The 24,866-nt window shown below is 66.1% G+C and carries 29 protein-coding genes; 17 read left to right on the plus strand and 12 right to left on the minus strand.

Annotated features, from left to right (window positions below):
- Nucleotides 1–2 precede the first annotated feature (2 nt).
- The 3 genes from purU to AC1D0A_RS07740 all read left to right on the plus strand — a co-directional run bounded on the left by purU (nucleotide 3) and on the right by AC1D0A_RS07740 (nucleotide 2,847).
- Nucleotides 3–878, plus strand: coding sequence for a formyltetrahydrofolate deformylase (gene purU, locus AC1D0A_RS07730; protein ID WP_243178245.1), 876 nt, complete (start codon nucleotides 3–5; stop codon nucleotides 876–878).
- A gap of 10 nt (nucleotides 879–888) precedes the next feature.
- Complete coding sequence (locus AC1D0A_RS07735) at nucleotides 889–2,154, plus strand: N-acetylglucosamine-6-phosphate deacetylase (protein ID WP_476945498.1); 1,266 nt, start codon at nucleotides 889–891, stop codon at nucleotides 2,152–2,154.
- Between the two features lie 99 nt (nucleotides 2,155–2,253).
- Nucleotides 2,254–2,847 carry an NADPH-dependent FMN reductase gene (locus AC1D0A_RS07740; protein WP_243178243.1) on the plus strand — a complete coding sequence of 198 codons (594 nt, stop codon included), beginning with the start codon at nucleotides 2,254–2,256 and terminating at the stop codon, nucleotides 2,845–2,847.
- A gap of 52 nt (nucleotides 2,848–2,899) precedes the next feature.
- Here AC1D0A_RS07740 and AC1D0A_RS07745 read toward each other — a convergent pair whose 3' ends face one another.
- Complete coding sequence (locus AC1D0A_RS07745; protein WP_476945499.1) at nucleotides 2,900–3,310, minus strand: hypothetical protein; 411 nt, start codon at nucleotides 3,308–3,310, stop codon at nucleotides 2,900–2,902.
- Nucleotides 3,307–3,627 (minus strand): hypothetical protein, encoded by a 321-nt coding sequence (locus AC1D0A_RS07750; protein WP_476945500.1) that lies wholly within the window; start codon nucleotides 3,625–3,627, stop codon nucleotides 3,307–3,309. The genes AC1D0A_RS07745 and AC1D0A_RS07750 overlap by 4 nt, the downstream gene beginning before the upstream one ends.
- Before the next feature lie 500 nt (nucleotides 3,628–4,127).
- On the opposite strand from AC1D0A_RS07750, the gene AC1D0A_RS07755 reads away from it, so the two are divergent.
- On the plus strand, nucleotides 4,128–4,589 hold the full coding sequence (locus tag AC1D0A_RS07755) for a hypothetical protein (RefSeq protein ID WP_476945501.1): 462 nt from the start codon (nucleotides 4,128–4,130) through the stop codon (nucleotides 4,587–4,589).
- A 134-nt stretch (nucleotides 4,590–4,723) separates the two neighbouring features.
- Nucleotides 4,724–5,380, plus strand: coding sequence for a M15 family metallopeptidase (locus AC1D0A_RS07760; protein ID WP_459383550.1), 657 nt, complete (start codon nucleotides 4,724–4,726; stop codon nucleotides 5,378–5,380).
- Nucleotides 5,381–5,470: 90 nt separating this feature from the next.
- Here the strand turns inward: AC1D0A_RS07760 and AC1D0A_RS07765 are convergent, their stop codons facing one another.
- From AC1D0A_RS07765 to AC1D0A_RS07790, 6 genes are all read right to left on the minus strand, one after another.
- Complete coding sequence (locus AC1D0A_RS07765) at nucleotides 5,471–5,707, minus strand: hypothetical protein (RefSeq protein WP_028278144.1); 237 nt, start codon at nucleotides 5,705–5,707, stop codon at nucleotides 5,471–5,473.
- Between the two features lie 281 nt (nucleotides 5,708–5,988).
- Nucleotides 5,989–7,596: a glycoside hydrolase family 32 protein gene (locus AC1D0A_RS07770; protein ID WP_476945502.1), complete on the minus strand. Its 1,608-nt coding sequence runs from the start codon at nucleotides 7,594–7,596 to the stop codon at nucleotides 5,989–5,991.
- A 115-nt stretch (nucleotides 7,597–7,711) separates the two neighbouring features.
- Nucleotides 7,712–9,310: a glycoside hydrolase family 68 protein gene (locus AC1D0A_RS07775; RefSeq protein WP_243178238.1), complete on the minus strand. Its 1,599-nt coding sequence runs from the start codon at nucleotides 9,308–9,310 to the stop codon at nucleotides 7,712–7,714.
- Between the two features lie 521 nt (nucleotides 9,311–9,831).
- Nucleotides 9,832–10,080, minus strand: coding sequence for a CDGSH iron-sulfur domain-containing protein (locus AC1D0A_RS07780; RefSeq protein ID WP_476945503.1), 249 nt, complete (start codon nucleotides 10,078–10,080; stop codon nucleotides 9,832–9,834).
- A 30-nt stretch (nucleotides 10,081–10,110) separates the two neighbouring features.
- On the minus strand, nucleotides 10,111–11,166 hold the full coding sequence (locus tag AC1D0A_RS07785) for an iron-containing redox enzyme family protein (protein WP_476945504.1): 1,056 nt from the start codon (nucleotides 11,164–11,166) through the stop codon (nucleotides 10,111–10,113).
- Nucleotides 11,167–11,910: 744 nt separating this feature from the next.
- A complete protein-coding gene (locus AC1D0A_RS07790; protein ID WP_243178235.1) occupies nucleotides 11,911–12,168 on the minus strand; it encodes a hypothetical protein in 258 nt (85 codons plus the stop codon).
- A gap of 274 nt (nucleotides 12,169–12,442) precedes the next feature.
- Here AC1D0A_RS07790 and AC1D0A_RS07795 point away from each other — a divergent pair, with 274 nt between their 5' ends.
- Nucleotides 12,443–13,156 (plus strand): TetR/AcrR family transcriptional regulator C-terminal domain-containing protein, encoded by a 714-nt coding sequence (locus AC1D0A_RS07795; protein WP_028278150.1) that lies wholly within the window; start codon nucleotides 12,443–12,445, stop codon nucleotides 13,154–13,156.
- 34 nt (nucleotides 13,157–13,190) lie between these two features.
- Here AC1D0A_RS07795 and AC1D0A_RS07800 read toward each other — a convergent pair whose 3' ends face one another.
- Nucleotides 13,191–13,667, minus strand: coding sequence for a DUF4188 domain-containing protein (locus tag AC1D0A_RS07800; RefSeq protein WP_476945505.1), 477 nt, complete (start codon nucleotides 13,665–13,667; stop codon nucleotides 13,191–13,193).
- A 71-nt stretch (nucleotides 13,668–13,738) separates the two neighbouring features.
- On the opposite strand from AC1D0A_RS07800, the gene AC1D0A_RS07805 reads away from it, so the two are divergent.
- The gene (locus tag AC1D0A_RS07805) at nucleotides 13,739–14,356 is read left to right on the plus strand and encodes a MerR family transcriptional regulator (protein WP_243178232.1); all 618 of its coding nucleotides are present in this window, start codon (nucleotides 13,739–13,741) and stop codon (nucleotides 14,354–14,356) included.
- On the opposite strand, the gene AC1D0A_RS07810 is transcribed toward AC1D0A_RS07805, so the two are convergent.
- The 3 genes from AC1D0A_RS07810 to AC1D0A_RS07820 all read right to left on the minus strand — a co-directional run bounded on the left by AC1D0A_RS07810 (nucleotide 14,353) and on the right by AC1D0A_RS07820 (nucleotide 16,083).
- Nucleotides 14,353–14,838: an N-acetyltransferase family protein gene (locus AC1D0A_RS07810; protein ID WP_476945514.1), complete on the minus strand. Its 486-nt coding sequence runs from the start codon at nucleotides 14,836–14,838 to the stop codon at nucleotides 14,353–14,355. The genes AC1D0A_RS07805 and AC1D0A_RS07810 overlap by 4 nt on opposite strands.
- A 32-nt stretch (nucleotides 14,839–14,870) precedes the next feature.
- Nucleotides 14,871–15,221: an ArsR/SmtB family transcription factor gene (locus AC1D0A_RS07815; protein WP_459383543.1), complete on the minus strand. Its 351-nt coding sequence runs from the start codon at nucleotides 15,219–15,221 to the stop codon at nucleotides 14,871–14,873.
- A 121-nt stretch (nucleotides 15,222–15,342) separates the two neighbouring features.
- A complete protein-coding gene (locus AC1D0A_RS07820; protein ID WP_476945506.1) occupies nucleotides 15,343–16,083 on the minus strand; it encodes an aquaporin in 741 nt (246 codons plus the stop codon).
- Between the two features lie 45 nt (nucleotides 16,084–16,128).
- On the opposite strand from AC1D0A_RS07820, the gene AC1D0A_RS07825 reads away from it, so the two are divergent.
- The 10 genes from AC1D0A_RS07825 (at nucleotide 16,129) to AC1D0A_RS07870 (ending at nucleotide 24,587) form a co-directional block, all read left to right on the plus strand.
- Nucleotides 16,129–16,803: an arsenate reductase/protein-tyrosine-phosphatase family protein gene (locus AC1D0A_RS07825; protein WP_243178229.1), complete on the plus strand. Its 675-nt coding sequence runs from the start codon at nucleotides 16,129–16,131 to the stop codon at nucleotides 16,801–16,803.
- A gap of 163 nt (nucleotides 16,804–16,966) precedes the next feature.
- On the plus strand, nucleotides 16,967–17,389 hold the full coding sequence (locus AC1D0A_RS07830) for an arsenate reductase ArsC (RefSeq protein WP_028278157.1): 423 nt from the start codon (nucleotides 16,967–16,969) through the stop codon (nucleotides 17,387–17,389).
- Between the two features lie 195 nt (nucleotides 17,390–17,584).
- Nucleotides 17,585–19,015 carry an FAD-dependent oxidoreductase gene (locus AC1D0A_RS07835; protein ID WP_476945507.1) on the plus strand — a complete coding sequence of 477 codons (1,431 nt, stop codon included), beginning with the start codon at nucleotides 17,585–17,587 and terminating at the stop codon, nucleotides 19,013–19,015.
- Nucleotides 19,012–19,434: an arsenate-mycothiol transferase ArsC gene (locus AC1D0A_RS07840; protein WP_243178226.1), complete on the plus strand. Its 423-nt coding sequence runs from the start codon at nucleotides 19,012–19,014 to the stop codon at nucleotides 19,432–19,434. Before AC1D0A_RS07835 ends, AC1D0A_RS07840 begins: the two co-directional genes overlap by 4 nt.
- 3 nt (nucleotides 19,435–19,437) lie before the next feature.
- Entirely contained in the window at nucleotides 19,438–20,655 is a 1,218-nt protein-coding gene (locus AC1D0A_RS07845) for an MFS transporter (protein WP_243178225.1), read from the plus strand.
- A gap of 81 nt (nucleotides 20,656–20,736) precedes the next feature.
- Nucleotides 20,737–21,279 (plus strand): DinB family protein, encoded by a 543-nt coding sequence (locus AC1D0A_RS07850; RefSeq protein ID WP_476945508.1) that lies wholly within the window; start codon nucleotides 20,737–20,739, stop codon nucleotides 21,277–21,279.
- Between the two features lie 69 nt (nucleotides 21,280–21,348).
- A complete protein-coding gene (locus tag AC1D0A_RS07855; RefSeq protein WP_243178223.1) occupies nucleotides 21,349–21,726 on the plus strand; it encodes an ArsR/SmtB family transcription factor in 378 nt (125 codons plus the stop codon).
- Nucleotides 21,723–22,799 carry a cation diffusion facilitator family transporter gene (locus tag AC1D0A_RS07860; protein ID WP_476945509.1) on the plus strand — a complete coding sequence of 359 codons (1,077 nt, stop codon included), beginning with the start codon at nucleotides 21,723–21,725 and terminating at the stop codon, nucleotides 22,797–22,799. Before AC1D0A_RS07855 ends, AC1D0A_RS07860 begins: the two co-directional genes overlap by 4 nt.
- Before the next feature lie 114 nt (nucleotides 22,800–22,913).
- Nucleotides 22,914–23,828 (plus strand): alpha/beta fold hydrolase, encoded by a 915-nt coding sequence (locus tag AC1D0A_RS07865; RefSeq protein WP_476945510.1) that lies wholly within the window; start codon nucleotides 22,914–22,916, stop codon nucleotides 23,826–23,828.
- A gap of 153 nt (nucleotides 23,829–23,981) precedes the next feature.
- Complete coding sequence (locus AC1D0A_RS07870; protein WP_476945511.1) at nucleotides 23,982–24,587, plus strand: PadR family transcriptional regulator; 606 nt, start codon at nucleotides 23,982–23,984, stop codon at nucleotides 24,585–24,587.
- Nucleotides 24,588–24,866: the final 279 nt, after the last annotated feature.

Consider the following 24,866-nt stretch of genomic DNA (forward strand, 5'->3'; position numbering starts at 1 on the left):
CCATGGCCGAGAACCAGAGCACCGAAACCGTGGAGCACATCCTGACCCTGGACTGCCCGGAAACGCGCGGGATCGTCCACGCCGTTTCCGGCTTCCTGCTGGACCAGGGCTGCGACATCCTGGAAAGCAAACAGTTCGACTCACAACTGGACGGCCATTTCTTCATGCGGCTCCACTTCGCCTCGACCGGGGACCAAACAACCCTGGACACGCTTCGGGAAGCCTTCGTTCCGGTCGCCGACAAATTCGGCATGCGCTGGGACCTGCGGCGGCACGGCAGCAAACGGCGGGTCCTGATCATGGTCTCGAAGTTCGAGCACTGCCTCAACGATCTGCTGTACCGGGCCCGCACCGGTGAACTGCCCATCGAGATCGTCGGCGTCGTCTCGAACCATCCCGATCACCGGCGGACCGTCGAATGGCACGGAATCCCGTTCTTCCATGTGCCCATCACCCCGGACACCAAGCCCGCGGCCGAGCAGCGGCTCCTGGAACTGATCGACCGGATGGACGTTGAACTGGTGGTCCTGGCCCGCTACATGCAGGTCCTCAGCGACAACCTCACCCGCCAGCTGGATGGCCGCGCCATCAACATCCACCACTCCTTCCTGCCCAGCTTCAAGGGCGCGAAGCCCTACCACCAGGCGCACGCCCGGGGCGTGAAGACGGTCGGCGCCACAGCCCACTATGTCAACGCCGAACTGGACGAGGGGCCGATCATCGCCCAGCAGGTGGTGGAAGTAGACCACACCTTCGGGCCCGAGGACCTCGTGGCCGCCGGACGCGACACCGAGTGCAAGGCGCTCTCCAACGCCGTCCGCTGGCACTGCGAGGGACGCGTCATCCTCCAGGGCAACAGGACGGTCGTGCTGCGCTAGGTTTGGCAGCATGATCCTGCCCCTCGAGGACCGCGAAGCCGCCGCCCCTGCCTACATCCTGCGGGGTGCCCTCATCACGGACGGCGACTGCACACCGGGCTGCGTGGTGGCGGTGAACGGCGGCCTGATCGCCTACGCGGGACCCGGCGACGGCTTTGACGCCGCACATTTCCCGGGTGCGGAGGAGCTCCCGCTGCCGCCCGGCAGCTCCCTGCTTCCCGGGCTTGTCGACCTCCATTGCCACGGCGCCGCGGGCGGCGGATTCCCGGCCGGCAACGACCGGGCCTGCCGGGCCGCCGTGGACTTCCTGCACCGCAACGGGACCACCAGCCTCCTGGCCAGCCTCGTCACGGCCCCGGAAGATGAGCTGGTGGGGTCGCTCGGCGTACTCAAGGTCCTGGCGGCCGAGGGACTGATCGCCGGCGTGCACTGCGAGGGACCCTTCCTCTCCGCCGCCCGCTCCGGCGCGCAGGACCCGCACTGGCTCCGCGCCCCCGACCCTGCGCTGCTCAGGCGGCTGGTGGCGGCGGCCGGCGGAGCCCTGCGGACCATGACGTACGCCCCCGAACTGCCCGGCGCGGGTGAGCTCCTCCGGATCCTCACTGACCACGGGGTGATCCCCTCGCTGGGCCATACCGATGCCGCTGCCCCCGTGGCCGCGGCCTCACTGGCGGAGGCCGCGGACCTCATCCGCGGGGGCGCGGCTTCCGGGGCCTTCGGGCCGCGCGCCCGGCCCACGGTGACCCATCTGTTCAACGGCATGCCTCCCCTGCACCACAGGAGTCCCGGACCGGCGGCCGCGTGCCTGSGGCTGGCGGCCGCCGGCACGGTCGTCGTCGAGCTCGTCGGCGACGGCGTCCACCTCGACCCGGAGACGGTCCGGATGGTCTTTGACCTGGTCGGAGCCGGGGGCATCGCGCTGGTGACGGACTCCATGGCGGCGACCGGGCTGCCCGACGGCGACTACGAACTCGGCCCCGCGGATGTGGTGGTGCACGACGGCGTGGCCACCCTGCGGAGCAACGGCGCCCTTGCCGGGGGAACGGCGACCCTGTTGGAGGTTGTCCGCGCCACCATCGCGGCGGGAGTGAGTCCGGCCGACGCCGTAGCGGCGGCCACCCTGGTCCCGGCCCGTGTCCTGGGCCTGGAGGCCGAGATCGGCGCCCTCCGGGCGGGAATGCGCGCGGATATCATCGCCGTCGACCCGGGTTTCGACCTCGTGGCCGTGCTGCGCGGCGGACGGATCCTGCCGGACCATCGACGTGCCGAGCGTTAGCCCCTGAACCCGCGGGGCCCACGGCGGCGCGGAAGTTTCGAGCCCCTCGTTTTGTTGTTCTGAGTGTGGGCAAACATTACTTCCGGAAAGGAGCCCGCCATGATCCGCATCGCTATCGTGCTCGGGAGCACCCGGCCCGGTCGCCTCGGAAAGGCCGTCGCCGACTGGGTAAGTGCCCGGGCATCAGAACGCGGCGATGCCACCTTTGACGTCCTCGACGTCGCCGATTTTGATCTTCCGCTGCTGGACGAGCCGCTGCCACCCTCCCTCGGCCGGTACAGCCAGCCCTACACCAAGGCCTGGTCCGAAGCTGTCGACGGATTCGACGGCTACATCTTCGTCACGGGCGAGTACAACCACTCGATTCCCGGCGCACTGAAAAACGCTGTGGACTACCTCTACAAGGAGTGGAACAACAAGGCGGCCGGGTTTGTCAGCTACGGAAGCAGCGGCGGCATCCGCGCCGTCGAACACTTCCGCGGAGTGTCCGCGGAGCTGCAGATGGCCGACGTCCGGGCCCAGGTGGCGCTGCCCCTGGCCACGGAATTCGCGAATTACCGCACTTTCATCCCGACGGCGGCCGCGGAAAAGAGCCTGCAGATCCTGTTTGACCAGGTGATCGCGTGGTCCGGCGCGCTGAAGGTCCTCCGGCCAGGCCATGCCCACGGAACAGAAGACGCCAGCGCGGCGTGACCGCTGCCCAGGCTGAGCCCGGATTGCCGTCCCGGCGCATGCCGGTGTCCGCCTACGCCGGAGTCCCCGTCCTGCGCCGCCGCCGACGGACGGGGGGCGTGTCTCCGCCGTGTGGCGCCGCGGCATAGGGACTGGGCTGGGGCACGTTCTGGCCCGGAACGGAATCGGGCACCAGGACGTGGACCGTGCCGCCGGATGATTCCCGCGCGGCTCCGCCTGCGACGCTGCGCAGGTAGTCAAGGGCGCCTTCTTCGCTGAACCCGTACTCCCGCACCAGCGTCCGCAGCGCCAGCCCGGCCAGTGCCCGGGAGAGCTGCGCCGAGGAGAGGTCTGCGCCGCCGCCGGACCTCAGCGCCAACTCCTGGACCAATCGCAGTGCACGGGAGATGTAGCGGGCCAGCCGAGCCGCTGCGATGATGTCTGCGCTGGTGAAGACGTGCGGCCACGCGGCGTACAGGTTCACGGCGGCATGGAAGACCGCTTGTGGTGCCAGTGGAACGGATACGAGGGACCGGACCCCGAAGGCTGCGGCGGCGCTGGCGTATCCGGGCCAGCGCCGGCGGCCCGTGCCGGTGCGCTGCCCGCGGTCAGCGTGAGTGCCTCCGCGGACCCGACCAGTGTCACTGCCCAGCTGATCCCACGGCCGGGACCACCGATGTCGTCGACAAACTCACTCACGGCTTCGCTGAGGAAGGCACCGACATCCGGGTCGTTGAAGTGCAGCTCCCAGAAGGAGGCATAACGATCCTGCCGGCCGTCTCTTGCAATTCCTTGGGTCATGTTCCACGCTCGAGATCAAAGCACGCAGCTCACTGCTGAACCGATGAAAACAGCATACGTCCGGGCGGACACCGCCGCGCCTCCCATTTGTCAGAGCCAGGGCCTCTGTCGCATTGGTATGGTTCCGGGCTGTCCCGGCGACCTGTTTCGATGAACTTTCCTCAGCTGTTCCGGCAGCTGTTCCGCTGAGCTGTTCCCGTGACAGCGGGAAATCCGCTTCAGCGCCGCGGCGGCCCAGGGAGGCATTCAACATCCGCCCTGGACCGCCCGCCCCGGCTTCAACACCAGTCGCGGAGGACCCGTCCCGCCGTGGCACAACCATTAATACCCGCGTTCCGCCGGTCCCAAAAGGGCCTTTGGGCCCGTGCGGGTCGGCAGGGCACTACCGCCCATTTCACCCCAGGCGGATGAGGTCCGCACCCGCGTCCGGGCAGACGATGGATATGCCCTTCGATGCCCCACTGCTCGGGGGCGATCCAAGCTGGGAGAGGAGCCCTCAAATGTCAAGACCGCACGCAATCACCGTGGGATCCATCGCGCTTGCGACCGCCTTCGTACTGCTCACCGGATGCAGCCCCGCGAGTCCGCCGGCTGCCACCCCAAGCCCCACCGCGGCCATCTCGAGCCCGCCTGCGAGCGTGTCGGAAATCTGCGCTGCTGCCGATGCCCATGCCGCGGCCCTGGCGAATTTCAAGGCCACGCTCAAGCCGGACGCCACAATCGAGCAGGTGCGCGCGGCCCAAGACCAAGTCTCCAAGACCTATGAAGAGCTGGCCAAGGCAAGCGAGAACCTCGCCCAGCAACGGGCGGAGGCGGTGATGGCCGCCGAAGCCAAGTTCAATGCCGCCGTCGCCGCGGTGCCTGACAACGCCACGTTGACTCAAGCAGCTGATTCCCTCCGGGACGAAGCCTCCAACGTCGAGGCCGCGATCCGGGACCTCAGGACCGAGGTCAAGTGCTGACGGTCCCGTGCGGACCGCCGTGGGCGCGTAGTTGTTCCGGATCCCTCTCGACCACGGACCCTGCAGGCCGGTAGAGTTCCCGAATCTGTTCCGGACACTTCTAGGAGGCCACCGTGCTTAGAGGAATCAGCAGGATGACGGGTGCTGTGGCAGGGCTGGTGCTTTCGCTCGGCATGATCGCACCGTCCGTGACGGCAGTGGCCGCGGCGGGCTACGACTTTGATTCTGCCTCCAGCCTGCAGGTGGTGGTCAACAAGCACCGGCAGCTGAACCCGGCCGCTTATGTACCGGGGCAGCTGGTCAGGGTCCAAGCGGAACGGTTGCGGGCGCCGGCCGCGGACGCCTACAAGCAGTTTGCCAAAGCCGCCAAGGCGGCCGGCGTGAACGTCATGCCGATCAGCGGCTACCGTTCGTTCAGCGAGCAGGCCAGCCTCTATGACAGCTACGTGCGCCAGTACGGACAGGCGACGGCGGACACCCTTGCTGCCCGGCCCGGCTACAGCGAACACCAGACCGGCCTGGCGATGGACATCGGCAATGCCAGCGGAACCTGCGCCCTGCAAGCCTGCTTCGCCAATACCCCGGCAGGGCGGTGGGCGGCCGAGCACGGCTGGGAGTACGGATTCATCATCCGATATCCGGCCGGGGCCGAGGCCACTACCGGCTACACCTACGAGCCATGGCATCTGCGCTATGTGGGAAAGGTTATCGCCGAGGATATGCAAAGCACCGGGATTGCCACCCTTGAGAAGTACTTCGGTCTGGAAGCGGCGCCCGATTATCTCCAATAGAGGGTTCTCTTTCCCGTCGCGGCCGATTGGGCGCCAAGGACAGCTCGCCCACGCAGGACCCCCCGGAGACGGGGTTAGGGTTGGGCGGAATCAAAGAAAGCGGTCATCCGAAAGGCCGCCGGCGGCTTCGCGTGCCTTGCCCTGGATGAACTCCCTGTCCTCGTCGCTAAGCACGGCTTCGCCATGGGTGTCGATGTCGGCGTTTTCGCCCGTTTCCTTGTTGAAAATTGCCGTCAGGGTGCGGGGCAGCACCATGCATCCAGGGTTGTCCATCAGCCACTGCTGGGTGGTCGGATCGAGCCGGTTCCATTGTTCCTTGATGTGCATGTTAGTCACTGCTGCCTCTCAGGCATCGGTTCAACGAAAAACCTGTCGGGCTTTTGCTGACAGGGGAATACGTGCGATGCCATCGGGCTGACTGGATATTGACCGCCGATGCTGACAACCCTACGTGTTCCAGGTTCGAATGAACCGTCCGTCAACATGACAAAACTAAAAACTCGTACCCTCGTTCCCATGGAACCTGGCCCAGGCCTCTTGCCGGTAGCGATAGAGCGGAATTTCATCTCATCGACGTGGATCTCTGTGATCCTCCAAACGGGTGCTGGTCAGTGTGTGGCGGCCAGCTGCCTGGAGCTGAAGGACTTCAGCGTCAGCGTGCCCCCCGCCGTGACGGCCTTGATGTTCGGCGTCCCCGCGGTGGGGAAGACCAGTGACGTCATGGTCTTTTCTCCGCCGTTGATGAAAACCTCCACCGAGCTGTAGTCGACGAAAATCGACAGCTCCACTTTCCCGTCTCGCGCTGGGCTGACTGCCCGCCGCGATGCCCGGTAGTCCGGACTGAGTTCGGCCTTGCCGGTGGCGGCAGCGTCGGACTCCCGGGAGATGAATGCTGATTCTTCGGAAAAGTCATATCCGACGGTCGCGAACGTTCCGCCGTCGCTTCCGAGCTCGATCCTCGCTTCGGATCCGTCGTCTTCCTCCGTCCGCTCAAGAGTCACATCGAGCCGGTACGCCCGGCCCTCCGGAACCGGCAACTGCCCTGCGCCATCCTGTGTCAATCGACGTTCCCCAGTTGTTGCCGCCGGGCCTTCAATGGACTTCATGGCGGCGGTGGGGTTCGAGACAAGAGTCGGCTCTCCCGCGATTGTTTCCAGCCGAATGTCGCGCACAATGGTGTCGGCACCGCCGTGCCAGTCCTCGGTGGGCAGTTGCCGGGCGTACGCCCAGTTGTTCATCCACCCGAGAGCGTGCCGCGAGGACATCCGCTGGCTTTCGGTGAGCCTGGGATCATCCCACGTCACGGCGGCGTAGAAGTCGGAGCCGGCGTCGAGCCACTGGTGCGGCCCGTCAGACGGGGTGAATCGGGTTCCGTCCCATTCGCCAGTCCAGTAGGCAACGCCCGTGGTGAATCCCTCTTCACTCCCGTTGGCGCTGGCGGCAAGGACCCAGGTCCGTTTGGCTGGATCACCGTCGAGATCCAGCTGGAAGAGGTCCGGGCATTCCAGGACGCCCAGACCTTTGCGTTCGATGCCCGAGGCGTAGTGCCAATTCTTCAGGTCCGGCGAGGTATACATGCCGATTTTGCTGCCTTCGGCCAGGGCCATCACCCATTGGCCGTGGGCTTCATCGCGGATGATCTTAGGGTCCCGCCAGTCCGGTTCGCCAGGATTTTCCATGACCGGATTCTCCGCATAGGCGGTGAATGAGTATCCGTGGTCGGTGGAATAGAACAAGGATTGGCGCTGGATGCCCTGGTCCTGCTGCGTCATGACCGCGATGACGGCTCCCTTGCCGAAGCCGGCCGAATTGTCGTGGTCCACCACGGCGCTTCCGGTCTCGATGTCGCCCAGCCCGTTTTTGTACTTGGTGATCGCCACTCCCTCCTCCTTCCAGTGCACCAGGTCCGTGCTGGTTAGGTGGTACCACTCGGTGCCGTTCTCCTTCGGGTACCCGGCGTTGTAGAGGTAGTAGTAGTGCCACACGCCGTCGAGCAGGATGGGACGCTGCGGATCATTCATCCAGTTCTTCCCGGGCGTGATGTGATAGCTCGGCCGGAACTCGGATGCCCCCTCGGGCCGGTCGAAGGCTGACTGCGCCTGCCCGGCGTGGCTCTGGGAACCCGGGCGGGATCCCGGCGATGGGACCAGCGCCACTGCGATCAGAACGGCCGCGGCCGCGGCGGCCACTATCCAGATCGTCCGACGGTTTTTCATGATTCAACATTCCTGGTTCTGGCGGAAGCCATCCCGCCCCACCTGTGGCTTGTATATGCGAAGGACGGAAGCACCCGGGATTCCGGGCGCTTCCGCCCCATGACTGCCTAGTGCACTACTTGTAGAGGCCGGCACCGCCGACGTTGAGGTTCGTGGGCAGGTACCCGAACGGGCCCAGACCGTTCTGGCCGAAAGTGCGGTCAACGGCCGAAACTCCGTTGCGGAAGTTGATCTTCACGGTGGGCGAGAGGGAACCGCCGCGTACACCGTTCACGTTGTCGATAAAGGACTGCACCAGCCCGCCCGGCTGCACGTAGTGCGAGTAGGCCTGGAACTGGCGGCCGTTCTGGCGGGGGTCCGGCCCTTCGGGGGCATTGGCCGGCATGTTCAGGTCCGTGGGGGATGCCAGCGTCAGGCCGCTGTTGTTCATGGGCTGGTAGTCGGAACGGACGCCGTCGCCAACAAAGCCGTACACGCCGTCGGGGCCGCGCATTCCATCCGCATAGGTGAACTGGTGGCTGATGGTGAACAGGTAGTACTTGTTCTTGCCGCCCTCGTTCTGGATGAAGATCTGCGGACGCTCGGTCTGGTCGTTGACGCAGTTGGCGGACAGGACCGGCGGCAGGAAGTGCCACTTGGTCAGGTCTTTGTTGTCCGCCACGGCCAGGCCCACGTTGGCGGTCTGAAACCATGCACCGGTGGTGGCGTTGACGGTGTTCGCGGATTCGGCGTTGGCGTCCCCGGGCTGGTAGCCCAGGTCCTGGTCCGTGCACTTGTAATCGCCCCGCTGGCCACCGGTGTTGCCTTCGAAGACCATGAAGGTCTTGCCCGGGTGCGCCGGGTCCGCGAACGTGTAGGGGTCCCGGAAGGCGAACCCTGGGTTCTGGGCCTTGTTCTGGTACATGACGCCGTCCGGCTCAAGGAGTTTGGTGTGCTCGAAGCCGTCGAAGCTCACGCCGTTCTTGTCAGCGTGGATGTTGCCCAGCGCCTTGGCAATCACGGCATCCGGGGCGATTCCGCCGCCGCCGGCGTTGCGCTCGGCAACGTCGTAGAACGTCGTTGCGGTGTAGAAGACGTTGACGTGGTTCCCCTGCATGAGGCGGGTCGAACCGGACCATTCGGTGTTGCCGACGGAGGTGTTGTCCAGGAACAGGTGTCCGCCGTAGTTCCACTTGTCCTTGGCCGGATCGGCGTTGGTCTTGCGGAAGAAATAGCCGATCCGGGCGTTCCAGTGCCGCTGGTCGAAGCCGTAGCCGGCGTGGCGGTCGGCAACGAGTGAGAAGATCACGTCCCAGCCCTTGTAGCTGATCTGGTTTGCGTTCTCATCGGTCAGGGACCAAGTGTCCCAAACCCAGACGTCGTCGTTCATGGCCGGGAAGTCCTGGGGGATTTCCGGCATGGTGACGTTCGGGCTCATGGAGTTCTGGCCCGGGGTTACGCTTGTGCTGCTTTGGGCCATAATCTGCTTGGCATCGGCACGCGTCCACTTGGAGGTGAAGGCCGCGGCCGGATCGAACGCCTGCTGGGTGTGCTTCGTGGGCAGGGGGAAGCCGGGGGTCGGAGCCGGCATCTGGCCGCCGCTCGGCGGATCCGAGGGCGTGTTTGCCTGGGCTGACGGAACGGCAAGGAAGACGGAGGCCGCCACGGCCGCCGCCAGTGCCGCGGCGACAGAACGCCACCGCAGCTTCCGGTGTGTATTGGGGTGCTCGTGCATTTTTGCTCTTCTCGCGGAGTTGAGACCATTCGTGGAAGACGGGCATATGCCCTCATTCCCCGAAACTCCGGCAGCCCCGATGACACCACAGGCGTCATCGAGGACGCCATCGTGTCGAGGGGACGGGACCTCGGTAGGGCCCCGTCAGTGGCCCGGGAGGGTGCTGACCTCCTGGACGTTCATCACCGTAGACAGTGCCGGCGAGGATTCAAAACCACATTTCAGACACCAAAACGGCTCACACCCCGGTCGATGTAAGCGCTTGCACAATCTCTCCGCGCGCGTGCCACGACTCTAAGATTCAGTCAAATATTTCCTAAAAAATATGCTTTCTTTTTCACGTCGCCCGCCGTTTACCCGTTCGTTGCCCCGCGGCCGTCCATCACCCAGCCCAGCACTGCTGAGTCCGACGCCGGCGCCTTGAGTAAGGCACCGGGCTGCCTAAAGCGTTGGTACTCCGGTCACCGGGGGCCACGAATCCGGCGATAGGTGCCACAGATCCCCAACCATTCCCGGGTGCCTCACGTCGCTTCTTTCGTCCCCGGGGTGGCGGGGAATTCGGTCCGGAACCCGATCAATTTGTGGGTGCCGTCGCAGTAGGGTTTGATCGCGGACGCGCCGCAGCGGCACAGGGCCACTGTTTTGCGCGTCCGCGGCACTGCTCCCCCGGACGGGGTGACGATCTCAAACTCGCCGCGGACCAGGATCGGTCCGTCGGGATACATAACAATGGCGGCGTCGTTGGACGATTCTTGCGGGCTCTGGTTCATAGATGCTCCCTGGCTGGGTTCGTGCCCGGGTCAGACCCCGGCGGGGACGGGCGGCTTCAGCGACGACGTGCCGTTCTGCCACGCCCCGATGATGTGCGCGCTGAGCCGGGCGTCGATGGCAAGCGCCGCCGTCGCGCCGAACAGGACGTCCGGAAAAAGGTCCGGTTCTGCCTCCACGAGCCCTCCGGCGAGATCCCGGCCCGCGATTTGTTCGTGGACGGCGTCGGCTTCGACATGCTCGTCGAAGTACGCGGTCACATCGGCCCCGAGTCCGAGACGCCGGAAACCGTTGCCGTACTGCTGGTTCGGCCGGGAGGAGGTCATCTCATAAATCGCCAGATGCCCTGCGATGGCTCCCCGCAGTCTGCGGTTCAGCCCGAAAAGGGACATCATGTTGACCGCGACGAGGGAGATGGCCGGGACGGCGTCCACATAAGCGCCGTAGACATCGTCCAGCCCCAGCCCTCGCATGGTCCGGGCGAAAAGTGCGCTGTGCATGCGGTCCGGGCGGCCTCCGCCGTACTCGTCAGCCTGGATCTCCACCAGTGCAGCCTTGGCCCGCCCGGTCAGCCTCGGGATCGCCCAGGTGTGCGGATCGGCTTCCTTGAGCTGATAGATCGATTTGTGGACCAGGAATTCACGGAGCTGCCCGAGGGTGGCCTTCTTCGCCACATGGCGGGACATGTCCGGTCCACCGTCCTGGCCCGCGAGCCCGAACAGAATGTCCGCCACCGCGTCGCTGTCCAGGCCGGCGGCAGGAGCAGGCTGGACTGATCCGGCGGACGAGCGGGCCGCAGACCGCAGCGCCAGCTCGAAGGGTTCCTCCAGCAGCTGCCGGAGTGTGACCAGCCCGGGGTTCCATTCCCAGCGGTCGTCCACCCCGTCCAGGCCGCCGTAATGCAGCTCGTAGAGGCAGAACAGGGTCAATTGCACATCGCCGTCGTCGATGAGGTCATCGGCGAGTGCCAGCTGCCCCTCGGTGAGATCGAGCAGCGTGCCCTGGGCTGCGGAATCAGCTCCGGTCCCGTCGGCCAGAAGCCGGAACAGGGCGCCGCTTATGGGTCCGCGCGCGTCAGGGATCTTCATGTTTTTCTCCTACGTGGGCCTCAGCGATACTGGCTGCGGCCGGTGAAAGTGCGTCGATGCGGGTCCGGCGCGGGGTACTGGCCGGAGGGGCCCATGGGTGCAGCCCCTTAGCTGTTGCCGGTGTAGACGAGGCTGTCCGGGTCGACTTCGTTCGCCGGGGCATCCGCGAGTCCCTGAGGGGACAGATCCATGTCCATCAGCGCGGGTCGTTGATTGTGGGCCGCGGAAGCTCCGGTGGTGGCAGTGCTGTGGTTGGAAACGGTGTGCCCCTAATACTTTGTTGGATACAGGCCCCGGAGGGTGCTGCCTGTCACGGGCGGGGTATTTCCATCTGGAACCCGCACCGGCACCGGAGAACGCGCGTCCGAAGATAGTCGCCCAGAACATCCGGGCTCCCGGCGTGTGTGGAAACCGCCCGGTGGGCACTTCGCCGCTCGGGGTCCACTGCGGACATCGGCTCCTGGCAGTGGCGGTAGGCGTCCTCCCGGTGCATGGCGCCGCCGCTGTTCCCGTTCCGCGCCGGGATGATTGCGAGAAACGCCGCAGTCGTTGCTACCACATGCGAGCTGCCGCAGTTGGTGCAGCTGATGGCGGCCGCGAGGGTTTCCTGCTGCGGATTCAAGGTGGCGACAGAGTCCAGGAGCAGGTGCCGGTCGGTCTCACATGTCGCACACCAAGGCCGGCGCCCTCGGGGCTGGTGGGCATCCCGGGGCAAGTACGTGCTTGACGTGATTGTCATCCGGGTCAGACCAGGCCCGGGTAGCTGGCCAGGATGTAGTCCGCCGCGGCTGGTCCTTTCATGCGGAGGCCGTTGCGCTTGGGATGGATCTGCTTTTCTTTCATTGCCGCCCAGAAGGCATCTTCGGTGCGGGGCGCGGTCTGGCGCAGGAAGCACCAGCTGGTGTAGAGCCCGTAAAGGCAGTCCCGGCCCAGGGCGTGGTCGGATGCAGGGTCCCGGGTGGTGGCTTCCTGCAGAAATTGGTCGTATTGGGAAGTTGCCATGAGTGGCTCGTTTCTTCGCGGTGCATTTTGTGCCGCCGTGTGGCTACAGCAGCTGAGCGTCAAGGCCATGCACGGGGCGATGAAGCAAGATCCCGCACTGCTGCGTCACCGCAGATCCGGGGATAAAGCGTTACTGGGCTGGCAGTCCACATCCTGCGGAAACCAGCCAATGCAACTTCTCTACAATGTAGACTGTAGGCGTAGACTACACATTAAGCAACCGGCTTTTCATCCCGGAAATGCAACCACTCTGTATCGACCCGAACGGAAAACCATGTCGCCCGAAGAGCACCCGGCGCCCCCTGCGGCTCCCGGCAAGAAAGCTCGCCTCAGCCGGGAGATTGTCCTGTCGACGGCACTGGCGCTGGTGGACGCCGAAGGACTCGACGCCCTCACCATGCGCAGGCTCGGGCAGGAGCTCGGCCGGGACCCCATGAGCCTGTATCGCTACGCCGCCAACCGCGCAGCCCTGCTGGACGGCGTCTCAGAACTCGTGCTGGATGAACTGGCCATCATTCCCGATGATCCCGACTGGCAGTCGCAGCTCCGGCGCATTGCCCACGACCTGCGGCTCCTGGCGCTCCGGCACCCCAACGTCGTGCCCCTCCTCGTGACCCGCCCCCTGTCGACGCCCCTGGGCCTGCGGCCGCTGGGAACATTGCGTCCGCTGGAGCAGATCCTGTCCCTGCTGATCGACGCCGGATTCGCCCCCGTTGACGCATTGCACGTCTACCGCGCCTACTACGGATACCTCTACGGGCACATCCTCAACGAACTGCAGGAATTCGTCGTCGACCCCGAGGAAAACGAGGCCCTTCTCCGGCTGGGCCTGCACCGCCTGCCGCCGAAAGACTTCCCCCGACTCCGCGCCCTCGCCCCGGTCCTCGCCGACTACGACGGGATGGCCGAACTGGATGAGGGGATAACCATCCTGCTCTCGGGGCTCGCGGCCCGCCTCCCGCTGCCGGACTCCCCGACCGAACCCTGATCCGGAATTTCCCCTTGGAAAGGCACCGGGCATCTCAGCCCGGGCTGGACAGCCGGTCCTTCGCCTGATGGCTTCCGGGCCCCACGGGCAGAAGCTCTGTGGCCTGCGCGAGACCTTCGGTAGGCATAGAGACATACATGCTCTCGGCCCTGCTTACCTGGAAGGTCTCATGCCAGATGCCGACAGCTTTTGGGGCCTTCCTTGCCTGGCGGTTGAAGGCAGCCCAGGCGGGTCTGTGCTCGGACTGGGGCGCGCTGGCGTAGGCATACAGCTTGTCCACCGAGTCCCAGTACTGCACAATGACCGGGCCGCCGGCTCCGAGGGCAAACCGGCAACCAAGGAGGCCCGACCCCGGCTCCCGGAAGAGTTCGGTCAGCATCCGGGGCATCGCAAGGAACACCGGCAGCCAGAGATCCGGACGCCAGGTCCTGTTGATGCGCATGCCGATGAGGAAGACCACCAAATCACCGGAATGGCGGTGAGTGAAACGTCCAGCATTGATGCGTGCCATACTTTTCTCCTAACTGGATACCGCTACTCCCCAATATTGGCGAGTGCGACTATCCAAGTCAAGGAGAAACTTTGCGCATCTCACAGCTGGCCGCTGCTACTGAGATTCCGGTGGCCACCATCAAGTACTACCTTCGGGAGAAATTGCTTCATGAGGGCGTACTGACGTCCGCGACGCAGGCCCGCTACGACGACTCGCATGTTCGGCGGCTGAAGCTCATCCGGGCACTCATTGGGACCGCCGGGCTCAGCATCAGCGCCACCCGCCAGGTACTGCTTGGCCTGGAGAACCCGCCGGAGTCAGGCCACGACCTGCTCGGAATTGCGCACCACGCGGTCACTCGGACCGCACCGGACGACGTCGATCTCTCCCCGGCACAGCGGCTCCTGGACCGCTGGGGATGGGGCGCAGAGACATGCGACCGCGATACTCAGGCCGCCCTGGTGGACGCCCTGCACGGGCTCTCAGATGCCGGGTTCGATGCGCCGGCCGCACTCTTGGACCGCTACGCCGCAGCAATGCGGGACATCGCGGCGGCCGACGTCGAAAGTGTCCCCACGGATTCGGCCGAGGCCGCCATGAGGCACGTGGTTCTTGGGACACTCCTGATGGAACCGGTACTCCTGGCCATGCGCCGGCTTGCCCAGCAAAGCGCATCCTTCCAGCGGTTTGGCGAGGCGGAGTCCTAGACGACCGGGGAGCGCCGCTCGATCAGCACCGTATCCCGCCATTGCCCCTCGCTGGGGCCGTAGCTCATGCGGGCAATGCGGTTCCGCCGGCCGACGACGGCAAATCCGTTCGCGAGGTGGAGCTTCAGGCTTGCTTCGTTTTCGGGGAAGACACTGGCCTGGATCGTCCAGATCCCGCACCGTTCGGTCGATGCGGCCAAGGCCTGAAGCAGCGCGGCCCCGACTCCCTTGCCGCGGGCTTCCGCGGCGACGTAGACGGAGTGTTCGACCACGCCGGCATAAACGGGCCGCGCCGGCACCGCGGAGACAGCCGCCCAGCCAAGGATCCCGCCCTCGGGAGCCTCGGCGACGAGGCGGTGCGCGGGAAGCCGGGAACTGGTGAAGCGTTCCCAGTCCGGCACTTCCGCCTCAAAGGTGGCATGGCCGGTGGCGATTCCTTCACGGTAGATTCCCCGGACGGCCGGCCAGTCGTCCTCGCGCATGGAGCGGATCGTCACCGCGGACTGTTGCGCGGTCACAGCGTCGCCAGGAGCCCGGCCGTCTGCTCGAGCGCCCCGGGCACCAGGGAGTAGTAGGCCCACGTGCCGCGCTTTTCACGGTGCAGCAGCCCGGCCTCGACCAGGACCTTCAGGTGGTGGGAGACCGTGGGCTGGCCCAGGTCCAGCGGCTCGGTGAGGTCGCAGACGCATGCCTCCCCTGACTCGCCGGCCTTGACGATGGAGAGCAGCCGGAGCCGGTTCGGGTCGGCCAGCGCCTTGAAAACCAGGGCCCTCTGCTGGGCTTCCTCGGCACCCAGGGCAGGGGGCCCTGCCGGGGTGCAGCAGGATTCATCCGTGGCCGGCTCGAGTACAGGCAACAACTTCATGTACCAATTATGCCCTGATATTGATAGACATCAATGTATGGGCGCAAAAGCTCGGGTCGGAAGCGTCCCCGGCGCAGATCTGTTTTGTGTGGAGGCGGCATTGTTCGGCCGCCGGCCAAGGCTAGGAGCGGGCGGTTTCGGCACTGTGCGCCAGGACGACGCCGTCCGCGGTGCGGGCCGCGGAGGGGAACAGGATGAGGAGAAGGCCAATTCCTATTGCTGCGCCGATCAGCTGCGCCAGAACGTAGCCGGGAACTGAGGCCGGTGCGATGCCGGCGAAGGTGTCGCTGAAGATGCGGCCCACCGTCACTGCCGGATTCGCGAACGAGGTCGAGGACGTGAACCAGTACGCGGCTCCGATGTAGGCGCCCACCGCCGGCGCGGCAAGGACGCCGCGGGAGGTGGCAGCCAAGGCGAAGATCAGCAGGACCAGCCCCGCAGTGGCGACAACTTCACCCAGGAGATGCCCCGGCGTTGCGCGCTCCTTGGACGAGATGGAGGTGCCCACCTCAAACATGGCGTTCGCGACCATACTGCCGCTGACCGCACCCACGGTCTGGGCAACCACATAGGTGCCCAGCTCCGGCAGGGTCAAGCCGCTACCGGCGCGTCGGCCCAGGATCCAGTCGGCGAGGGAGACCACGGGGTTGAAATGCGCGCCGCTCACAGGCCCGAGCATCAGGATCAGCACCGTCAGCCCCAGCACTGTGGCGGTGCTGTTCTGCAGCAGCTGCAGGCCAACGTCACTGGGTGAGAGCTGCTGCGCGGCGATCCCGGAGCCGACGACGATGGCCACGAGCAGGCTGGTACCGAGCAATTCGGCGATGGCGCGGCGCCACAGCGGCGGCTGGTTGGAAGTCATGGCAACAGCTTGATCCAAAGAACTAAGTCAGTCAAAATTGAACCAATGAATATTGAGGCAGCAGAAGGCTTTCGGGTGCGGGTAGCCAAGCACGCAGCCCTCGGCGATCCTGCGCGGCTGCGCATCGTTGATCTGCTGACCCTGGGGGACTTCTCCCCGACGGAGCTGCAGGCCGAGCTGGGGATGCCGTCGAATCTGCTGTCCCACCATCTGCGCACGCTGGAAGATGCCGGGCTGGCAACCCGGCACCGCTCCGAAGCCGACAGGCGCCGCAGCTATATCCGGCTTGCTGCCGGCGCCCTGGAGGGCCTGGTGCCGGGGGCCGAACACGGGGCGAGCCGCGTCCTGTTTGTCTGCACACGAAACAGCGCCAGGTCCCAGCTGGCCGCCGCTCTCTGGCAGCAGGTCAGTGAAATTCCCTCGACGTCGGCGGGAACGCACCCCGCAGACCGCATCGCCCAAGGCGCTATCGACGTCGCCCGCCGTCATGGCCTGGACCTTGCGGACCTTCCCCCGCGCACCCTGATCCAGGTGGCAGACGAGGGCGACTTCATCGTGACCGTCTGCGACAAGGCCCACGAGGAACTGCCCGGACTGGGTGGAATCCACTGGTCCGTGCCGGACCCGCTGCGCCCGGGCACCAAAGAAGCTTTCGACATGGCGTTCAACGACATCACCCGCCGCATCAATGACCTTGCACCCCGCGTAACCGCCGTCTAGGTCCGTCGCAGAAATCCACCGACAGCAAATATTGACATTCATCAATCTATAGCCCGATACTCTCTATATCGATCATCATCAATGTTCGGTTGAGAGTTTCAAGCCGGGCGCAAGACTCCAGACTGTATCGCCCACTCACCTCATTGATTCCAGGAGAAACCCCGTGAGCACCGAAACCGCCAAGAAGCCGTCCGTCCTGTTCGTTTGCGTCCACAACGCCGGCCGTTCCCAGATGGCCGCAGCCTTCCTGACCACCCTCGGTGAGGGGCGGATCGAGGTCCGTTCCGCCGGCTCCCAGCCCGCCGACAAGGTCAACCCGGCCGCGGTCGAGGCCATGGCGGAGCTCGGCATCGACATGTCCGCCGAAATCCCGAAGATCCTCACCACCGAGGCCGTGCAGGAATCCGACGTCGTGATCACGATGGGCTGCGGCGACGAATGCCCCTACTTCCCCGGCAAGCGCTACGAAGACTGGGTCCTGGAGGATCCGGCAGGCCAGGGCGTGGAAGCCGTACGCCCGATCCGCGACGAGATCAAGGGCCGCATCGAGGACCTGATCGAGTCCCTGACCCCTGCCGCCAAGTAAGGGGCAGCACCACACGTCTGACACAGGACGGAGAGGGGGTGAGCTGAATGAACACCGGATGCTGCAGCGACGGATGCTGCGACGATGAGGATCAGGACTGCTGCTAACCCAACCCCGGCGCCTGCCGGCCCAACCCCGGCCGGCAGGGCCAACCGAAAACAACCGCAACACCACAACGGATGAAAGAGGACACCAATGGATTCAGCGAAGAACCTTCCCGTTGCCGTGATCGGCGCCGGCCCCGTGGGCCTGGCCGCCGCGGCCCACCTGATCGAACGCGGACTCGAACCGCTGATCTTCGAAGCCGGCCCCTCCGCCGGCGCCACGATCGAGCAGTGGCGCCACATCCGGCTGTTCTCCCCGTGGCGGTTCAACATCGATGCCGCCGCCGTTCGCCTGCTCGAAGCCGCCGGCTGGGAGGCGCCCCGGCCCACCGCGCTGCCCTACGGCGGGGAACTCATCGATCAATACCTGGCTCCGCTGGCCGCGCTCCCGGCCATCAGCTCCCGGCTGCAGACCGGAGCCAGAGTCATCGCCGTCACCCGCACAGGCATGGACAAGACCCACACCCGTAACCGCGAGATCACACCGTTCGTCGTCCGCGTCGAGCACCAGGACGGGGAAACCCGCGACCACACCGTGGCCGGGGTCATTGACGCCTCCGGTACCTGGTCCACCCGCAACCCGCTGGGGACCTCCGGGCTTCCCGCCATCGGCGAGGACTCCGCCGCAGACCGGATCTCCTCGCCGCTCCCTGACGTCACGGGCCGTGACCGTGGCGCTTTCGCCGGACGCCGTGTCCTGGTCGTCGGCGCCGGCCACTCCGCCGCCAACACCCTGATCAGTCTCGCGGACCTGGCCAAGGACGAACCGGGCACCCGGATCCTCTGGGCGGTCCGCGGCGCGTCCGCCGAGAAAGTCTACGGCGGCGGCGACGCCGACGGGCTGCCCGCACGCGGCCAGCTCGGTGCCCGCCTGCGCCGCCTCGTCGAGGCCGGGACCATCGAACTGCATACCGGCTTCGGCATTGCTTCCCTCAAAGCCTTGGATTCCGGCGTGACTGTGGAATCCGTTGACGGACGCACCCTCGAGGCCGACGTCGTCGTCCCCTGCACCGGCTTCCGCCCGGACCTGGACATCCTGCGTGAGCTCCGCCTGAACCTTGACCCGGCCGTCGAAGCACCCGTGGAGCTCGGCCCGCTCATCGACCCGGAGTTCCACTCCTGCGGCACTGTTGCACCGCACGGCGCCAAGCTCCTGGCCCACCCGGACAAGGACTTCTACATCGTCGGCATGAAGTCCTACGGCCGTGCGCCAACCTTCCTGCTCGCCACCGGCTACGAACAGGTCCGCTCCGTCGCCGCCGCCCTGGCCGGCGACCGCGAGGCCGCGGACACCGTCCAGCTCGAACTCCCCGAAACCGGTGTCTGCTCCGCCGACGCTGGCACCAGCTGCGACGTTCCGGCGGCCGTCGCCGTCGCATCAGAGTCCTCGTGCTGCGCCGCTCCCGAGCCGGTGCTCGTCGGCTTCCCCACCGGACTGTCCCACGGACGCTCCGGCGAAGATCAACCGGCAGTATCACTGCTCCACGAACCCAGCCCAGAGAAGGAAGAATCAAACGCATGACCGAGACCACGAAAACGCCCAGCGTCCTGTTCGTCTGCAGCAAGAATGGCGGAAAGTCCCAGCTCGCCGCAGGTTTGATGAACCATCTCGCCGATGGGAGCGTCACGGTGCACTCCGCCGGGACCAAGCCCGGTCAGTCGCTGAACCCCCAGGCCGTGGAGTCTCTGAATGAACTCGGCATCGGCATCACCGGCGAATACCCCAAGCCCGTCACCGACGAGGCCCTGGACACGGCCGACGTCGTCATCGTCTTGGGCAACCAGGCTAAGGTCGAGCCCCGCGAGGGCCAGCGGCTCGAGTTCTGGGATACGGACGAGCCCTCCGAACGCGGCATCGAAGGCATGGAACGCATGCGCCTGGTCCGGGACGACATCAAGGCCCGGGTCCGGAAACTGCATGCGGAGCTGACCGGGGACTAGGCCATGCCCGCCCCGGCGTTGTCCCGGACAGTGGTCGCGGAGGGTGCACCGCGCGGCGGCCTGGCCGCGCTGTGTATCACCCAGACGACCGGGTGGGGCGTGCTCTACTACTCGTTGATCGCGGCGGTCCGGCCCATCAGCGAGGACACCGGCTGGGACCCGGCGCTAGTGACGGGAGCCTTTTCCGCCGGCCTGCTGGTCTCCGCTGCGGCCGGGATCGCCGTCGGCAGGAGGCTGGACAGGACCGGGCCGCGTGCGCTGATGATCGGCGGATCCCTGCTCGGAGTGCTGGCCCTGGTCGCGGTGGGACTGGCCCCTAATCTGCCAGTGTTCTTTGCGGCCTGGCTCGTCGCCGGGACCGCGCAGGCCACGGTACTGTACCAGCCGGCCTTCACGGTGATCAGCCGCTGGTACGGACGCGCCCGGGTACGGCCTCTGACCGTCCTGACCCTTGTCGCCGGGTTCGCATCCACCATTTTCGCCCCGCTCACCGCAGCCCTGATATCCGCGTTCGGCTGGCGCGGCGCCTTCCTCATCCTCGCCGGGATCATGGGAATCATCTCCGTGCCGCTGCACGCCCGGTACCTGAACCGGAACTGGGCCCCGGCTGCCCCCGGAATCCCGGCCCCGGACCACCAGGTGATGGTGCGGGCCGTGCGGCGAAGCCCGGAATTCCTGGGTCTGCAGGCGCTGATGGTCCTGCTCTGCCTCGGGCTCTACACCGTGACGCTGAACATCATTCCGCTGCTCGTAGAGAAAGGCGCCGACTATGCCACGGCCGCGCTCGGGCTCGGTCTTGTGGGCGCCGGTCAGGTCGGCGGCCGGCTGCTGTTCGCAGCCATCCCGTCCGGCGCCCGGCTGCAGGTCATCGCCGGCACGGCGGCCTGCGCCGTCTTCCTGCTCGCGGCACTGCCCGGCCCGATGCCGGCGCTGATCGCGGCGGGTATGCTCGCCGGCGCGGTCCGCGGGTGCCAGACACTGCTGCAGGCCACCATCATGGCTGACCGCTGGGGAACCCAGAATCTTGGCACTTTGCAGGGACTGTTCGCGGCACCGCTCACAGCTGTCACGGCCGTCGCCCCGGCGGCGGGACCCGTGCTGGCCGCCTGGCTCGGGACATACACGGTCATGGCGTACGCCATGACCGCTGCAGCCGCCACGGCCGCCATTCTCGCCGCTGCCGGAGGCGTGCGGCAGCTCAGGCCCTCCAGAACCAGCTAAGAGACCCGCTGCCCCTGAGGCTGATAGACACGGGACATAATAAGGGCACGACTGAAGGCGTGAGACGGCGAAGGGCACATTGTGGAGCCGACGATGGACGAAATCCTGGCCGGGTACAGCGGCGCCCGCCGCCACCTCGACGCCCTGCTGCAGGACGCGGCGCCCAATGACCTCGGCCGCAAAAGTACGGGCACCCGCTGGACCAACGAGGAACTGCTCTTCCACATGGTCTTCGGCTACATGGTGGTCCGCGCCCTGCTTCCGCTGGTCCACGTCGTCAGCCGGCTCCCCCGCCCGGCGGGCCGGGCATTCGCTGCTGTCCTCAACGCGGGCACCGGTCCTTTTGATGTGGTGAACTACTGGGGTTCCCGGGCCGCCGCCCGCGTCTACAACAGGCGCAGGATGAGCCGGAAACTGGATAGAACCATCGCCGCGCTCTCCCGCCGGCTCGAACACGAGAACCCGCAGTCCCTTGCCAGGTCAATGCCGTTTCCTGACAGGTGGGACCCCTTCTTCACGCCGCTGATGACACTCAACGATGTCTACGCCTACCCCACGCTTCATTTCGACTTCCACGCCAAGCAGCTGAGCCTTCGGAATCCGGACGCACCGGAATCGTCCTGATGGCCACTAACGGTATCCCGTTGAGTCGGCCGTCTTGAGTGGAGCGGGGTTATATGTAAGTATCTGCGTATGAATGCAGATAACAAGGCTTGCACGCTCACCGCGGACAGCCAGTACGTCGAGCTGGCCGTGGAGGTGTTTGCCATGCTGGCTGACGCCACCCGGGTCAGGCTCATCCTGGCCCTGCGCCACGGTGAACTGCCCGTCAACGTACTGGCCGAAAAGGCCGGGAAATCGGCGGCCGCGGTCTCCCAGCATTTGGCCAAGATGCGGCTGGCGCGCATGGTCGCCACCCGCCAGGAAGGCACTAAGGTCTACTACCGCCTGCAGGACGGGCACGCCTGGCAGCTCGTGGCCGACGCCATCCACCAGGCCGAACACACCCTCGGCACGGCCCCGCATCACAGCACAGCCCCGCACAGCCTCACAAGGGAGGCCGGCGCATGAACCGGCCAATGCATCCCGGCCACGATGTCCACCCGCACCCGCACGGACATGCTCACGACGACGCCCATCACCACGACCACGGCCCGCACGGCCATGTCCACGCGACCGGGTTCAAGGGCTGGCTGCAGGAGCTCTTCGTGCCCCACTCCCATGACTCGGCCGACTCAATCGACTCCGTCCTGGAGACAAGTTCCCAGGGCATTCGCGCCGTCAAGGTCTCCCTGCTCGGACTGGGGGCCACGTCGCTGTTCCAGCTGGTCATCGTCCTCATCAGCGGCTCCGTGGCACTGCTGGCGGACACGGTCCACAATTTTTCCGATGCCCTGACCGCCGTTCCGCTGTGGATCGCCTTTCTGCTCGGACGCCGCCGCGCGACCCGGACGTACACCTACGGATTCGGCCGCGCCGAGGACCTCGCAGGGCTGTTCATCGTGGCGATGATCGCGCTCTCCGCCGTGGTGGCCGCCGTCGAATCCATCCGGCGTTTCTTTGAACCCCAACCCGTCCAGAACCTGGGCTGGGTGCTCGCCGCCGGGCTCGTGGGCTTTGCCGGCAACGAACTAGTCGCGATCTACAGGATCCGCGTGGGACGGCGGATCGGGTCCGCCGCGCTCGTCGCCGATGGCATTCATGCCCGCACCGACGGCTTCACCTCGCTGGCCGTCGTCGCCGGAGTCATCGGCATATGGCTCGGATTTCCGCTTGCAGATCCGATCGTGGGCCTGCTCATCTCCGCAGCCATCGCCGTGCTCCTCTGGGGAACCATTCGCGACATCGGGCGCAGGCTGATGGACGGCGTGGACCCGAACCTTACGGAACGCCTGGCGGCGGTTGTCACTGCCCACGCCCCCGCGGGCGCAACATCCCGGCTGCGCTGGTCCGGCCACCGGCTTCACGTCGAGGTCTCCATCCCCCTGACCACGATCACCGACGTGGGCGAACTTGCCACAATCCACGACGAAATCGACCACGCCACCCGCCACGCACTCCCGAACGTGGGCTCCGTGACAACGGTCCCCACGTTCGGCCCGGCCGCGACGGCCGGACCACCGCCTCCCCCGAGCCGCGGATAACGGCGGCCTCGGAGGCCCTGATCCGCACCGGCCTCCACCGCCTCGAGCCTCGCGTCCGGTCCTGCACCCCCGCCGCTCCGAATCACCTTCAAAGACCACGAACAGAAGGTGACCATGGGTGTTCAGCAGGAAACCGCAAGTACGGGGGCTGCCACGCTGCGGCGGCGCACCCTTGCCACGGAGCTGGGCCCCTGCACGGTGCATGTCCAGGAAGGCACCGGGGGCCCGCACGCCGTATCCGGGACGGCGGATGTCTACCTCCACGGCGCCGCGGGCTCCTGGACGTCCTTCCGGGAGCTTCTTCACCCGGCAGCGGCACATGACCGGGTGCTGATAGACCTGCCGGGCTGGGGCGAGTCCACGCAGGACGCCCGGATGGCGAATTTGAGCATCGAAGCGATGGCACGCGCCGTCACCGGTACTTTGACCTCGCTCGGCTACCGGCGGTGGAACCTGGTGGGCCACTCCATGGGAGGCTTCCTGGCATTGCACATCGCCGCGGCGTGGCCCGGGCGGACCGCCAGCGTGACCGCGATTTCGGCGACCACCTTCGGCGTGTCCGAAGCGGCCGGCAAGCCACTGCGCAGCCTGTTCCGGTTCCCGATGTTTCTGGGCATGCTGCTGGCCATGCGCGCCGCGGCAGCCCTCGCCCCGGCAGGGCCCGCGCTGGTCCGTGCAATCGGGTCCACCGCCGTGATGCGGCCGCTGTTGTTCCCGTTTTTTGCAGAACCCGCATCCATCTCCGCGGGGGTGCTTCGAGGGCTTGGCGAGGACGCCCGGCCGGCCTGTTTCTCCGCGGCAGCCCGGGCCGCGGCGCACTACGATTTTGGCCAGTGGCGGGGCATTCTGTGTCCGGTGCTGGCGATCCGCGGGGACAGCGATGTGTTCACACCACCCTCTGACCTGCTCCGACTGGCCGAGATAATCCCACGCGTCCAGACGGTGACACTCCCGCATTGCGGCCACTTCGCGAACATCGAACGGCCCGAGCATGTGCAACGGCTGCTCGATGACCTGCTGTATCCGTGACCTGTACGGCAGCGGCTGGCAGCGTCCGCGAGTCAGCGGATGCCGGGGTAAATCGACTCTTGACCGCCGATACTCACCGATATATCGTTAATTATCGCCGAACAATCGGCGACCATCATTGATCACAACTGATTGAGAAAGGTCGATGCCGCTATGAAAGGCATGCATGACGACAAATTCACGGACGGCGGACCCGCCCAGGCACGTTTCGGGCGCGGCAGGAGCCGCCGCGGACCCCACGGACACGGTGGTTTCGGCCCGGGCCGCGGGTTTGGACCGGGCTTCGGACCGGGCTTCGGACCGGGTTTTGGCCCCGGCGGGTCGCGGCGGGCCAGCAGGGGCGATGTTCGTTCGGCGATTCTCTCCCTCTTGGCCGAATCACCGTCCAACGGCTACGGGCTGATCAAGACCATTGCAGAAAAAACCTCGGGCGCCTGGCGTCCGAGCCCGGGGTCCGTCTACCCGACGCTCCAGCAGCTCGTTGATGAAGAGCTCATTGCGCCCGCAGGTGATGGCCGGCGCACCGAGTTCACCCTCACCGATGCGGGCAAGGCCTACGTGGCCGATCACGCCGAGGAGCTGGGGAACGCCTGGAACACCGACCCGGAGGGATCCGGGCCGGCGTTCCACCAAAGCGTCGGAAAACTCATGGGAGTCATCCACCAATTCCGCTTCTCGGCAACCGAGGAACAACGCAATGCCGCAATGACGGTAATCGATGACACCCGCCGCGCGCTCTACCGCATTCTTGCCGACTAACACCGCCGCTTCGGCCGGCGCACTGCCACCGCTGCCAAGGGTCCCTGCCCGAATAACTTCGGCTGGCGGCATTTGTATTCTGGAACCGTGACCGCCTGACCTGGATTGTTGTCCCGGAGCCGGGAATGGCCCGGACCGCACCAAATGGCCCCCGCTTTCCACGGTTCCGTCCCTACAATTAAGTGTGGCCTCCATGGCATTCACGTCGCGGGGGCGACATAACTAAGGAGGTTCATCATGGGCCTGGGTGACAAGATCCACAATGCCGCCGAGAAACTC

The sequence above is a fragment of the Arthrobacter sp. P1_D4 genome, from assembly GCF_056406115.1.